This is a genomic window from Salmonella enterica subsp. enterica serovar Typhimurium str. LT2, assembly GCF_000006945.2.
Classification (GTDB): domain Bacteria; phylum Pseudomonadota; class Gammaproteobacteria; order Enterobacterales; family Enterobacteriaceae; genus Salmonella; species Salmonella enterica.
The window spans coordinates 3,881,211-3,894,969 of the sequence record NC_003197.2 but is presented as its reverse complement, the minus strand read 5'-3'; the positions used below and the strand labels follow the sequence as shown (position 1 = coordinate 3,894,969).

Sequence of the window (13,759 nt, the reverse complement as noted above, 5' to 3'; positions counted from 1 at the left end):
GCCCGTCTGGAGTAAGCCATGCCGTGTGAAGAACTGGAAATCGTCTGGAAGAATATTAAAGCTGAAGCCCGCGCTTTAGCTGACTGTGAGCCTATGTTGGCCAGTTTTTATCACGCCACGCTACTCAAGCATGAAAATCTGGGCAGTGCGCTGAGCTATATGCTGGCAAATAAACTGGCTTCGCCCATCATGCCCGCTATCGCTATCCGTGAAGTAGTTGAAGAAGCCTATGCCGCCGACCCGGAAATGATCGCGTCGGCAGCCTGCGATATTCAGGCCGTGCGCACTCGCGATCCGGCGGTGGATAAATACTCCACGCCGCTGTTATATCTGAAAGGCTTTCATGCGCTACAGGCCTACCGCATTGGTCACTGGTTGTGGAATAAAGGTCGCCGCGCGCTGGCTATCTTCCTGCAAAATCAGGTTTCGGTCTCGTTTCAGGTGGATATTCACCCGGCAGCGAAAATTGGCCGCGGGATTATGCTCGACCATGCCACCGGTATTGTGGTGGGGGAGACGGCGGTTATTGAAGATGATGTGTCGATCTTGCAATCCGTCACCCTGGGCGGTACCGGGAAAACGAGCGGCGATCGTCATCCTAAAATCCGCGAAGGCGTGATGATTGGCGCGGGCGCGAAAATTCTCGGCAATATCGAGGTGGGGCGCGGCGCGAAAATTGGCGCAGGTTCCGTCGTTTTACAGCCTGTCCCGCCGCACACTACCGCCGCAGGCGTTCCGGCGCGTATTGTCGGCAAGCCGGGCAGCGATAAGCCGTCGATGGATATGGACCAGCATTTCAACGGGATACACCATACGTTTGAGTATGGCGACGGCATCTGAATTGCGCGGTACAACTAAAAAACGCTGTTCCGATGGAGTGCAATCCCGGAACAGCGGAGCGAAGAATTCGCAATGTGGACAATCAGGCTGCGGATGATGTCAGCGTGATGCGATCCAGCGGGCCGACGATAAACAGATATGAAATGAGACCAATAAGTCCCATCGAGCCAACGTATAAAATGGCAAAGTCGAACGACTGAGTATTGGCAAGAATCACGCCGATGACCAGTGGCGTAACGATGCTTGCCATATTGCCGCACATGTTAAATACGCCGCCAGCAATACCCAGAACTTCCTTCGGCGAGGTGTCGCTGAGTACGCACCAGCCCAGGTTACCAAACCCTTTGGCAAAAAAGGCCAGACTCATCGCCGCAATGACCACAAATTCTGAAGAGGTGTAGTTGGCGATCACAATTACGCAAGAGAGCAACATACCGCAGATAACAGGCAATTTCCGCGCGACGGTAAGGCTATAGCCGCGTTTGAGTAGCCAGTCGGAGAACACGCCGCCGAGCAGGCCGCCAATAAAACCGGCAATGGCTGGAATACTGGCCACAAAACCGACTTTCAGAATCGACATGCCTTTCGCCTGGTACAGATAGGTCGGGAACCAGGTCAGGAAGAACCAGGTGATAGAGGTGACGCAGAATTGCCCGATATAAACACCGATCATCATCCGGTTAACACAGACGGTTTTAATCTGCGCGAACGTTATTTTCTGCGGCTCCTTTTTACAGCCCAGAGAGGGCTCGCCACCACCGCTACGAATATAGTCAATTTCCGCTTGATTAACTTTTGGATGGTGCATCGGATCTTTGACTTTCATTAACCAGAATATACCGAGCATCACGCCAATAGCGCCAATATAATAGAAGACAAAATGCCAGCTTAAATTATGCAGAATGATCGTCATTAGCGGGGTGATAATGCCCAGCGAGATATATTGCGCAGCCTGATAAACTGAAGTAACGAAGCCTCTTTCATTATTGGGAAACCATTGTACGCTTAAACGACTGTTCGCCGGAAAGGCAGGCGCTTCAATCGCGCCCATCAGCAGACGTAGAATAACCAGTACAATTAATGGGCTGCCATACAGATAGATCGTTCCCTGAAACATGGTTACTAACGACCAGCCAATCAATGCGCAACCGTAAACCAGTCGTGAACCGTAGCGGTCTAATAGCCAACCGCCGGGTAGTTGCATAATGACATAGGCAATACCAAATGAGGAGAAGGCCAGGCCCATCGCTTCCGGATCAAAACCTAATTCTTTACTCATTATTGGGGCAACTACGGATAGAGTTGCGCGATCCGCATAATTAAATACGGTAGCAAGAAATAAAAATATAAGAATGGTATGACGCACTTTTGTGCGCTTTATTATTGTGTTCATTATCTACTCCTCAGATAAGGGCAGAATGCATCCTGTAAGGTAAGAGAGGCGGGACGGATTCCCGCCAGTCGGGTTAAGGGCGTTTGCCAAATTCACATGTTAATTGTGTCCAGCGGCGCGCTTGTTCACTGAGCGTGAAACCCAGACCATGACGATCGGAAATCCACATGCGGCCATCGCGCAGCTCAAGTTGCTCGTTGAATAATGGGTTCAGCCACTCGAAATGTTCCAGCCACGGCTCCAGGGGATACGCTGCGGAAAGGTGCAGGTGTACTTCCATCGCAAAGTGCGGCGCCAGCTTACGCCCGTGTTTCGCCGCCAGATCCATAATCTTCAGGAACGGAGAGATACCGCCGACACGCGGCGCATCTGGCTGAACGAAATCGCTGGCATTGCCCAGAATCAACTGCTCGTGTTCCCGGAAACTGGTCAGCATTTCCCCGGTGGCGATAGGCGTATCCAGCGCGGCAGCAAGCTGGGCATGGCCTTCGATGTCGTAAGCATCTAATGGTTCTTCAATCCAGATAAGGTTGAACTGTTCCATTTTACGCCCCATGCGGATAGCCGTTTCGCGATCCCACTGCTGGTTAGCGTCAACCATTAACGGGAACTCATCCCCAAGCGCTTCACGTACTGCGGTTAAGCGGCGAATATCCTCAGCGCAGTTGGGTTGTCCGACTTTCAACTTAATACCGCCAATGCCATTTTCGCGGGAAATCACCACATTTTTCAGCACTTGATCGAGCGGTGTATGCAAGAACCCCCCTGAGGTGTTGTAACACTGAACGGAGTCGCGGTGCGCGCCCAACAGTTTTGCCAGTGGCAGACCGGCACGTTTAGCCTTCATATCCCATAAGGCGATATCGATAGGGGAGATAGCCTGTACCGCCATCCCGCTACGCCCCACCGAGGCTCCGGCCCACAGCAGCTTGGTGTATATTTTGTCGATATCATTGGGATCTTCGCCCAGTAGATTATCGGCTATCTCTTTGGCGTGAGCATAAATACCCTGGCCGCCAGCACGTTTGGAGTAGCTAAAACCAACGCCCTCAAAGCCGTCGCGACTGCGGATTTCGGCAATGATGATTGCCACTTCGGTCAAAGGTTTCTGGCGCCCGGTCAGTACCTTCGCGTCACTCACTGGCGTCGCCAGCGGTAGAAAAGCCAGTGATAGCTTCACCCATTCGATACGATCGCCGGTTTCTGCCGCGGTTCTGGTATTCGCCGCTTTTGCATACGTTACGGCGTCGGAATTCGCGCTTAAAGCCATTTTTTTTCTCCTGATAATCACAAAATGATTGCGCTAACATTTTTATTATTAAGCGAACGCAGGATCCAGAAAGTTGATGTTGATTTGAACATTTGATCACATATGTCGTATAAAAAGCAGGATTTATTGCAAAATGGATCACGATCCAAAAATATCTGGGGAAATGCATAATACAAAATGATGGCGCTATCATTTTGTAATGACTGAGCTTGATAAGCTACTGTATTTACGGCCTTTCCTGATGCGAAGCTGGCAATAGCCGCAGGCATGATGAATAATGCGCGGATAAATCAGCCAATCTTTGCAGGGGCATCAGACGTGAAGAGAACCAAATCACCTCGTGCGCCGACGCTGGAAGATGTAGCACGTAGCGCCGGGCTGTCTCCGATGACAGTCAGCCGGGCATTGAATTCGCCACAACTGGTTCGCCCCAAAACGGTTGAGAAAGTCATGCAGGCGGTTCGCGTCACAGGCTACATACCCAACGCGTTAGCCGGTGGTCTGGCGTCGCGACGGAGTAAATTAATCGCTGTCGTCGTGCCGCAAATTAACAACAACATGTTTGTCGATACCATCCAGTCGCTGAGCGATGAACTGGCCCGACGCGGATATCACATATTGCTGTGCGTGGCGGGATATACCGAACAAACGGAAGCGGAGTTGGTGGCGACACTGCTTTCCCGCCGCCCCGATGGCGTGGTGCTTACCGGGATCCATCACACGATAGAACTGAAAAAGGTCATCCTGAACGCGGCTATTCCGGTGGTGGAAATTTGGGACTTAACGCCCACGCCGCTTGATATGCTGGTCGGTTTTTCCCATGAAAAAGTCGGGCAGGCGACGGGGGAGTATCTTCTGAGTAAGGGCTATCGTCGTCCCGGCTTGTTGTGGACTGCCGATCGCCGAGCCGCGCAACGTAAGCAGGGGTTATGTAGTGTTCTTCAACGCCACGCTATTCATGCCGTACCGCAGGTAGATGTCCCCCTTCCGGCATCGCTTTCGCTGGGGCGCAGCGGTTTAAGCCAGCTTTTTGACGAAGGGACGTTTGATGTCATTGTTTGCAGTTCTGATACCCTGGCACAGGGGGCGATGATGGAGGCGGAAAGCCGTGGTTTGCGCATCCCGCATGATTTAGCGGTTATTGGTTTTGGCGACCTTGATTTTGCCGCCAGCAATCGACCATCAATTACTACCGTAAGCGTTGACAGACGCGCCATTGGCCAGCGCGCCGCTACGCTGTTGGCCGATCGTATTGAACAGAAACCGTGCGCAGAAGCTATTGTGGATATTGGCTTTCATTTGATTGGGCGAGAGTCCGCATAAACGGGAACATGCCATCGGGATCGGCCAGGCCGGATCAGGCGTTAGCCGCCATCCGGCATTGAATATATTACGACCGCAATACCGCGCCGGGATATCCTAACTGGCGCCACGCTTCATACACCACCACCGACACCGCATTCGACAGGTTCATGCTACGGCTATCCGGCATCATCGGAATGCGAATCTTCTGCTCTTTAGGCAACGCATCGAGAATGCTGGCGGGCAGGCCGCGCGTTTCCGGGCCAAACATCAAATAATCGCCATCCTGATAGCTTACGGCGCTATGGGCGGGCGTGCCCTTTGTCGTCAACGCAAACAGGCGCTGCGGATTTTCGGCGGCGACAAAGGCGGCATAATCGTGATGGCGCTGAACCGCGGCGAATTCGTGATAGTCCAGCCCTGCGCGGCGTAAGCGCTTATCATCCCAGGTAAACCCCATCGGTTCGATGATGTGCAGACGAAAGCCGGTATTGGCGCAAAGACGAATGATGTTGCCGGTATTCGGCGGGATTTCTGGTTCGAAGAGTACGATGTTAAGCATGATGCCCCCTTAAATGCGGGGGCAGAATAGCAGAAATTTACCGGGCTCTCACGCGCCAGGCGTTCAGGCGGCATCGCCTTTGCTCATTGGCGCCAGCGCGGCGGGCAAACTTTTCCCCAGTTCCTGCACCAGTGAATCGCCACTGATTTCGCTAATGGATTTCGCGCCGGTCAGGGTCATGGCGACCTTCATCTCTTTCTCAATCAGGTCCAGCAGGTTGGCGACACCCGCTTTTCCTGCCGTCGCCAGCGCGTAGAGATAGGCCCGACCCAGCAGTACGGTATCGGCCCCCAACGCAATCATACGCACGACATCCAGCCCGTTACGGATCCCGCTATCCGCCAGAATGGCGATATCGCCTTTCACCGCATCGGCAATGGCGGGCAGGGCGCGGGCGGAAGAGAGCACGCCATCGAGCTGGCGGCCGCCGTGATTCGACACCACGATACCGTCAGCGCCGAAACGTACCGCATCGCGGGCATCTTCTGGATCGAGGATCCCTTTGATCACCATTGGGCCGTCCCAGAATTCGCGTATCCACTCCAGATCTTTCCAGGAGATGGACGGATCGAAGTTATTTGCCAGCCAGCCGATATAGTCCTCAAGGCCGGTCGGTTTACCCAGATAGGCGGAAATATTGCCTAAATCATGCGGGCGACCGTTCAGGCCGACATCCCACGCCCATTTAGGGTGCATCACCGCCTGCCAGTAACGGCGCATGGCCGCGTTTGGGCCGCTCATCCCGGAGTGGGCGTCACGGTAGCGCGCGCCCGGCGTTGGCATATCCACGGTAAAGACCAGCGTGGAGCAGCCCGCCGCTTTTGCACGTTCCAGCGCGTTGCGCATAAAGCCCCGGTCACGCAGTACATAAAGCTGGAACCACATCGGGCGCTTAATGGTTGGTGCAACTTCTTCAATCGGACAGACGGAGACGGTGGAAAGGGTGAACGGAATGCCCTTTGCGTCTGCGGCGGCGGCGGCCTGTACTTCGCCGCGACGGGCGTACATGCCGCACAGGCCTACCGGCGCTAATGCCACCGGCATCGACAACGTTTCGTTAAACAGGGTCGTTTCCAGGCTTAAATCGGACATATTTTTCAGCACGCGCTGGCGCAGAGCGACTTGCGACAGGTCTTCCACATTTCGGCGCAGGGTATATTCCGCATACGCGCCGCCGTCGATGTAGTGGAAGAGGAAAGGAGGCAACGTGCGCTGAGCTGCGGCGCGATAATCGCTGGCTGCTGAAATAATCATGATTTATTCTCCCTGGTCATCTCATTATGGTCGCCGGGCAGGCGGGTAATACGCGCCTGGCGGGCCTGGTCTTCATCAAATCGTTTAATCGTGGTGTGGACAAAACTGAGGTGCGCCATCATCGCTTTACGCGCGCCCTCGGCGTTACCGTCCAGAATGGCGTCCATCACTGCCTGGTGTTGTTCCGTCAGCTTTGAGAATACGGGCGGAACGAGATACATACGCTGGCGACTCTGTTTGACGGAGGATTGCAGGACGTCGAAGAAACCGCGCATGGTTTGCAACAGCACCACATTGTGCGAGGCTTCCGCGATCGCCAGATGAAAGCGCACGTCGGCCTGGGAGGCGAGATCCGGGTCTTCGCTGAGCGTCGCATCAAAGCAGAGTCTGATTTTCTCTTTGTCGGCAGCGGTGGCACGCATGGCGGCGTGCCAGGCCGTACTGGCTTCAATGGCGTGGCGGGCTTCCAGAATGTCGAAACTGTAGTCCGGATCGTTCGCCATCAGCATTTTCAGCGGTTGCACGATATTCTGTTCAGACCAGGTTTCGTGCTGCCAGCGGACAAATGTCCCGCCGCCGCGACGACTCACCAGCACGCCTTCACTGACCAGCTTCGCCAGCGCTTCGCGTAAAGAGTTGCGTGATACGCCAAGCTGTAGAGCCAACTGGCGCTCGGCGGGCAATTTCATGCCCGCTTCCAGGTTTTGTTCTTCAATCAGCGCCCGCACGCGAGAGGCAATCTCGTCTGACAGGCGTTTTGGCATCACAATCACGGAATCATCCAGGTTAAAACATAGGCCTGAAGCGTAGTGATCACGCCCACCATACAGGTGAAGATCAGGCTGTGTTTGACGGTAAAACGGAACAGATCGGACTCTTTCCCTACCAGCCCCACCGCCGCGCAGGCGATGGCGATAGACTGCGGCGAGATCATCTTCCCGGTTACGCCTCCAGTGGTATTCGCCGCCACCATCAGCACATCAGAGACGCCGATTTGCTGCGCCGCGGTAGCCTGTAGAGAGGCAAACAGCGCGTTAGATGAGGTATCCGAGCCGGTCAGGAATACCCCCAGCCAGCCGAGGAACGGCGAGAAGAACGTGAAGGCGCTGCCGGTGTGCGCCAGCGCTAACGCCAGCGTGGAAGAAAGCCCGGAATAGTTCGAGATAAACGCGAACGCCAGCACCATGCCGATGGAGTAAATCGGCAACGCCAGCTCTTTCAGCGTGCTGCCAAAGGTCTGGATTGCGGCTGAGGGTTTCATTTTCAGCCAGACGATAGACAACAGCGCGGCAAACAGGATCGCCGTGCCGGTGGCGGAGAACCAGTCAAATTTATACACCGCCGCGTAAGCGGTCGCTTCGTGTACGACCGGCGGCATACGGGCGACCAGTTTATCGAGATACGGTACCGGAACGTTAATTACCCAGTCATACAGCGCGCCGCCGGGGGCAAACAACGCTTTAAACGGCGGTACGCTCCAGAGAGTGACCGTGGCGGTCAGGAACAGAAACGGCGACCAGGCGCGAACAATTTGCCCTGTCGTATAGCGGGTGCGGGCCAGCGTCTGATCGACCTGCGACGCGCCCATATCGCCGAAGCGGAAGATGCGTACCGGCTGCCAGCGTTTGAGGAACAGCGTCAGACACACCAGAGACACCAGTGAAGAGATGATGTCCGGCAGTTCCGGCCCGATAAAGTTGGAGCTGAGATACTGGGCGATAGCAAACGAGCCGCCAGCGACCATCACCGCAGGCCAGGTTTCTTTCACGCCGCGCCAGCCGTCCATAATCGCCATAATCCAGAACAGGACGATAATGGTCAGGAACGGTAGCTGACGACCGACCATCTGACCGATTTCAAAGCTGTCCAGGCCCGTGACCTGTCCGGCAACCAGAATCGGGATCCCCATCGCGCCAAAGGCGACTGGCGCGGTGTTTACAATCAGGCACAGCCCTGCCGCATACAGCGGATTAAAGCCCAGACCCACCAGCAGCGCGGCGGTTATCGCCACCGGCGCGCCGAAACCTGCCGCGCCTTCAAGGAACGCGCCGAAGCAGAAGCCGACAATCAGCATTTGCAGACGCTGGTCGGGGGTAATCGACAGAATTGACGAGCGAATAATGTCAAACTGCCCGGTCTTGACCGAAATTTTATAGACAAAGACCGCGGCGATGATTATCCAGGCTATCGGCCATAGCCCGTAGAAGAAGCCATACACGACCGATGCCAGCGCGTGATCGACCGGCATTTTATAGAACAGCAGCGCGACGGCGAGCGCGATAACCACCGTCCACGAAGCGGCAACATAGCCTTTCAGCTTGAGTTTAATCAGGGCGAAAAAGAAGAACAGGATTGGGAGCGATGCGATCAGGCTGGAAAGCCAGATATTACCCGCCGGGTCATAGTTTTGTTGCCAGAGGTTCATTGCAGGTCTCCTGAGAACCACACGCATAATGGGATGAATCTTTGCTCATCTCGTTGGGGTCACATTATGTGTAAAAGTGGTCCTGCCAATATTGTTGTGTATGGATAATGACAACAAATAGTTAACCAGATGTTATTTATTGGCAACGGTATTGTAGAGTTAATTTAATGAAATGTGAGTAGGCTGTGGTAACTGGCTAAAATTGGTAGGGCCAATTGAGGGGAGAGGACAGCAAAGGGAAGTGAAAAGGCAATGGCATTATGCCATTGCCTTTGATGTCGGGAGTGTTGTTACTTCATTACCACTGGAAGCCCGCGCCAATGGCCGCAGAGTAATCGCCCTGGCTGTTGCTGGTTCCTTGCAATTTATACACCCAGCCCCCGCTTTCACTTACCATGGAGACACCAATGGCGACGGCACTTTCACCATTAAACGTACCGCCAGCAATCGAGGTCATGTTGGCGCCCGGGGCGTAGGCTTGTGGCAGACCGGCCATCGCCATCGCTGAGGCGATACCGCCGCTCATCTTGTTTTCTACGCCTTTGATTTTGCTGTTCATTTCACCCATTTTTTGGTCGGTATAAGTGTTTGCTTCTTCGACGCTGCGTTTCAATTGCGCATAGTTCACCGCATCCGTATCATTCACCGCCGCAGAAACATTGCCGATCCGAGTGGTGCCGCCACTCCCGTCTCCCAGGTTGAGCACACTGTAGTTAACCGAGCCATCTGCATTGGTTTCATAACGCACGGAGCCTGCTTCTGAGGCTTTCAGTTGCGCCACATTAACCGCGTCAGTGTTGTTCACCCCTGCGGCAACGTTGGTAATACGGCGTTGTTGAGTAGAAGAGCCGACAGACACAGTATTAGCTTCATCTGCGACGGAATTTGTGCCTAACGCCACGCTGTTTTCAGCGGCAGCAATAGAGCCAGAGCCAATCGCGACGCTGTCCGCACCCTGGGCATTTGCATCTGCGCCATCGGTGTTGGTCTTGAAGTACTTGGTGCTACCGGTAGTGACGATATCGCCAATGCCGTTTTCGATATTGGTGACGCGGGTATCCAGATTCGATACCTGAGTATTCAGGTTAGTAATGCTCTGGGTATTCCTGGAAACCTGCGCGTCCGTTACTTTCAATTGACCAACGTTAACGGCATCGGTATCTGCCGAACCCGCCGCGACGTTAGTGATCTGACGTTGGCCGTCTTCACTGCCGACAGAGAACTCACCGACAGAGTTCTGCGGTGTGTCCATGTTGTAGGCGGTGTAGTCAGTCTGTGCGCCGCGAGTGGTCTGAGAACCATTACCCATTGCAATACTGTTTGCATGATTGGCGCGTGCGTTAGAACCGATAGCAATCCCGTTGATGGCATCAGCCATCACCAGTGTATTCAGACCAATACCAATACCTGCATCAGCATTGACGATGGTCTTCGCACCCATTGCCAGTGAGTCAGTTCCGACAGCCAGTGAATCTTCTTCCGTTGAGTTTGCGTGGTAGTACTTGGTCGGTGTAGTAGTGACCGCACCAATGGCATTTTGTAACTGACGAACTGTTACCGCATCTTGCGCTTCAGAGCCGTCAGCAACGTTGGTAATTTGACGATAGCTTTCTCCATCCGTCCCCAATGACAACGCGCCCAGCAACTCTCTGTCTGTTGTATTGTAGCCAATCACCACGCCATCGCTTGTTGCGCTCGTTTCTCGTATACCGGTTGTAATAGCGCGGTTAGAGGTGGAGCCACTGCCCAAAGCGATACTGCCCTCAATGCTGCTGCTGCTGTTTTGGCCAAGAGCCAGACTGCCAGCGCCAGAGGCGACGGCGTCGTAACCTACTGCCGTTGCGCCGTTACCCGTTGCGTATGCATCCTGGCCTTCAAGCCCGTTATCATTCGTACGGATGTATTTCACGCCGGTACCATTTTCCGTGATATAGGTTTCGCTGGTATCGCCGGCTAGTTGGCTAATAGATTCATTATACTGAGAAATCAGCATGTTAGTTTCATAGAGCTGAGAGCCATTAACGGCGTCAGTACTGTCACTGGCGATTTCACCTGCTGCTACATTGGTTATCTTATTGGTACCGCTGGTACCGTGGCTGGCGCTGAACGCACCCTCTTCGTCATCCCAGCTCAGTGCATCGGTACCAAGGTTGGTGATGGACGTATTGATATCCGCGATAGCAGAGGTGTTTTGATCCACCTTCTGGTTGGTTTCATACAACTGTGATCCGTTTACCGCGTCTGTACTGTCCTCAGAAAGCGCCCCGGCGGCGACATTGGTTATTTTACTGGTGCTTCCACCGTGGTTTGCGCTGAAAGCGCCGGTGTCTTCGTCCCATAACAGAGCGTTATCAGTGAGGCCGGTAATGGACGTATTAATGTCGGAGACAGAAGTATTCAGGTTCTCAATCGCGGTGCTGTTCTGAGTGATGTTGGTGGTATTGGCGGCGATATCGGTCGTGTTCTGATCCACTTTTTCATTGGTTTCGAACAACTGCGATCCGTTAACCGCGTCGGTACTTTCTTCAGACAGCTCTCCGGCAGCAACGTTGGTGATTTTGTTTGTCGTACTACTTCCGTGGCTGGCAGAGAACGAACTCGTTGTTTCATTCCAGCTCAGGTTGTCAGAGCTAAGATTGGTGATGGACGTATTAATATCTGCGATAGCAGAGGTGTTTTGATCCACCTTCTGGTTGGTTTCATACAACTGGGAGCCGTTCACCGCGTCTGTACTGTCCGCGGCCAGGGTGCCCGCCGCCAGATTGGTGATCTTGCTGGCGCTTCCGCTACGGCTGGCGCTGAATGTGCCAGAGGCTGCATCCCATAACAGGGCATCATCGGTGAGCGTGGTGATGGAATCGCTCAGGTTGTTGATACTGGTGGTGTTGGTGGCAATATCAGTGGTGTTCTGATTGATGCTGTTGGTATTGGTGGTGATATCAGCGGTGTTCTGAGACACATTTTCGTTGGTGGCAAACAACTGGGAGCCGTTCACCGCATCGGTGCTGTCCGCGGCCAGGGTGCCCGCCGCCAGATTTGTGATCTTGCTGGCGCTTCCGTTGTGGTTAGCGCTGAATGCGCCAGAGGCTGCATCCCACAACAGGGCATCATCGGTGAGCGTGGTGATGGAATCGCTCAGGTTGTTGATATTGGTGGTGTTGGTGGCAATATCAGTGGTGTTCTGATTGATGCTGTTGGTATTGGTGGTGATATCAGCGGTGTTCTGATCCACTTTCTCATTTGTATCAAACAACTGGGAGCCGTTAACGGCGTCGGTGCTGTCAGCGGCCAGGGTACCCGCCGCCAGATTGGTGATTTTGCTGTCGCTTCCGTTGTGCTTAGCGCTGAATGCGCCAGAGGCTGCATCCCAAAGCAGTGCATCATCGGTGAGCGTGGTGACGGAGTCGCTCAGACTGTTGATATTGGTGGTGTTGGTGGCGATATCAGTGGTGTTCTGATTGATGCTGGTCGTATTGGCGGCGATATCGGTTGTGTTCTGGTTAATGCTGTCGGTATTAGCGGTAATATCGGCAGTGTTTTGGTTGATGCTGCCGGTATTGGTGGCGATATCAGCAGTGTTCTTATCCACTTTCTCATTTGTATCAAACAACTGAGAGCCGTTAACGGCATCGGTGCTGTCCGCAGCCAGGGTACCCGCCGCCAGATTGGTGATTTTGCTGGCGTTTCCCGTGTGGCTAGCGCTAAAGGCGCTGATGCTTTCATCCCACAACAGCGCGTCTTCGGCTAATCCTGCGACAGAGGCCTCTGTGTTAGTGATAGACGTGTTAAGTGCGCTTAATGCACTACCTACGTTATTGTAGATGCCTGTGCCTACCTCGTAGAGGGGCGCATTCACTGTACCATCACTATTAACGGAAGCCCCTCCGCCGAGTCGGTCGGCGACGGATTGACTTAAAGAATAAATTTGCGCACCTGTAACGGCATCGGTACTGGTGGAATTGATGTCGCCTTTAGCAACGTAGGTTATCTGCCGCTGAGTGGTGCTGTTACCCACGGCGACGGAATTGTCTTCCTGGGCGACAGAGCCCGAGCCAAGGGCAACTGAGTTGGTGCCTATCGCTTTTGCGCCATTACCAAAAGCAGCGCTGTCGTCGCCGCTCGCAGTAGCTTGATAACCTAATGCAGAGGAAGTTGCTCCGCTCGCGACAGATTTATAACCTAACGCAACCGATTTTGCGCCGCTCGAATTGGCATACACGCCCATTGCCATTGAATAACTTCCACTGGCTGAGGATGAGGCGCCCATTGCAATGGCCCGGTCACCGGCTGAAACCGATTTTACGCCAAGCGCTAACGAAGAGTCGCCGGTGGACTGGCTGTAGGAACCAATGGCGGTACTCCATTTCCCCATCGCGGAGGCTTTATAACCCATTGCGGCGCTTGCGCCATCAACGTTGGTGTAAGTATTGGCTGTGGCATCGGTACCAATTGCAATCCACCCTTTTCCTCCAGTCTGGGTACCCGTTGGAGTAACGCCGTCGCCTGTATCGTTTCCTGCGTTGGCCAGTGCATCCGCAGAAACCATAATGCTGCTAAGACCGATGAGTGCGGAAACTGCCAGCTTTCTGCGGCCGTTTTTTTTGCCGCGGCTTTTTGCGGTTTCGCTGGTGACAACAAATGTTCCCGTAGCGGCATTCCAGAGGACTTTAAATATTCTATTCATGAATGAGTAATTTCCTTTTCTAAAATAAT

The 13,759-nt window shown here is 53.8% G+C and carries 9 protein-coding genes and 9 other annotated features; of the genes, 2 read left to right on the top strand and 7 right to left on the bottom strand.

Features of this window, described 5'->3' with window-relative positions; translation table 11 throughout:
* Window positions 1-6 precede the first annotated feature (6 nt).
* Window positions 7-12: a ribosome-binding site (putative RBS for cysE; RegulonDB:STMS1H003679), on the top strand.
* Window positions 7-840 (top strand): serine acetyltransferase gene (gene cysE, locus STM3699; protein ID NP_462599.1). Within the gene, window positions 19-840 belong to an annotated coding region; the region does not span the whole gene. Its footprint overlaps the feature before it by 6 nt.
* 82 nt (window positions 841-922) lie before the next feature.
* Here the strand turns inward: cysE and STM3698 are convergent.
* The gene (locus STM3698) for a putative permease (protein NP_462598.1) occupies window positions 923-2,241 on the bottom strand. Within the gene, window positions 923-2,233 belong to an annotated coding region; the region does not span the whole gene.
* Window positions 2,236-2,241: a ribosome-binding site (putative RBS for STM3698; RegulonDB:STMS1H003678), on the bottom strand. (Overlaps the previous gene by 6 nt.)
* 65 nt (window positions 2,242-2,306) lie before the next feature.
* Window positions 2,307-3,511 (bottom strand): putative mandelate racemase gene (locus tag STM3697; protein ID NP_462597.1). Within the gene, window positions 2,307-3,503 belong to an annotated coding region; the region does not span the whole gene.
* Window positions 3,506-3,511: a ribosome-binding site (putative RBS for STM3697; RegulonDB:STMS1H003677), on the bottom strand. Its footprint overlaps the gene before it by 6 nt.
* A gap of 303 nt (window positions 3,512-3,814) precedes the next feature.
* Window positions 3,815-3,820: a ribosome-binding site (putative RBS for STM3696; RegulonDB:STMS1H003676), on the top strand.
* Here STM3697 and STM3696 point away from each other — a divergent pair.
* Window positions 3,815-4,826 (top strand): putative transcriptional regulator gene (locus tag STM3696; protein NP_462596.1). Within the gene, window positions 3,822-4,826 belong to an annotated coding region; the region does not span the whole gene. It overlaps the preceding feature by 6 nt.
* Window positions 4,827-4,893: 67 nt before the next feature.
* On the opposite strand, the gene yibK is transcribed toward STM3696, so the two are convergent.
* The 5 genes from yibK to STM3691 all read right to left on the bottom strand — a co-directional run bounded on the left by yibK (window position 4,894) and on the right by STM3691 (window position 13,737).
* The gene (gene yibK, locus STM3695) for a putative tRNA/rRNA methyltransferase (RefSeq protein NP_462595.1) occupies window positions 4,894-5,378 on the bottom strand. Within the gene, window positions 4,894-5,367 belong to an annotated coding region; the region does not span the whole gene.
* Window positions 5,373-5,378: a ribosome-binding site (putative RBS for yibK; RegulonDB:STMS1H003675), on the bottom strand. It overlaps the preceding gene by 6 nt.
* A 52-nt stretch (window positions 5,379-5,430) precedes the next feature.
* The gene (lldD, locus tag STM3694; protein ID NP_462594.1) for an L-lactate dehydrogenase occupies window positions 5,431-6,636 on the bottom strand. Within the gene, window positions 5,431-6,621 belong to an annotated coding region; the region does not span the whole gene.
* Window positions 6,618-7,406, bottom strand: a protein-coding gene (gene lldR, locus STM3693; protein NP_462593.1) for a putative transcriptional GntR family regulator for lct operon. Within the gene, window positions 6,618-7,394 belong to an annotated coding region; the region does not span the whole gene. The genes lldD and lldR overlap by 19 nt, the downstream gene beginning before the upstream one ends.
* Window positions 6,631-6,636 (bottom strand) — a ribosome-binding site (putative RBS for lldD; RegulonDB:STMS1H003674). (Overlaps the previous gene by 6 nt.)
* The gene (gene lldP / locus STM3692; protein ID NP_462592.1) for an L-lactate permease occupies window positions 7,391-9,059 on the bottom strand. Within the gene, window positions 7,391-9,046 belong to an annotated coding region; the region does not span the whole gene. Before lldP ends, lldR begins: the two co-directional genes overlap by 16 nt.
* Window positions 7,401-7,406: a ribosome-binding site (putative RBS for lldR; RegulonDB:STMS1H003673), on the bottom strand. (Overlaps the previous gene by 6 nt.)
* Window positions 9,054-9,059: a ribosome-binding site (putative RBS for lldP; RegulonDB:STMS1H003672), on the bottom strand. (Lies within the gene lldP.)
* Window positions 9,060-9,344: 285 nt before the next feature.
* Window positions 9,345-13,737 (bottom strand): putative inner membrane protein gene (locus STM3691; RefSeq protein NP_462591.1). Within the gene, window positions 9,345-13,730 belong to an annotated coding region; the region does not span the whole gene.
* Window positions 13,732-13,737 (bottom strand) — a ribosome-binding site (putative RBS for STM3691; RegulonDB:STMS1H003671). It overlaps the preceding gene by 6 nt.
* Window positions 13,738-13,759: the final 22 nt, after the last annotated feature.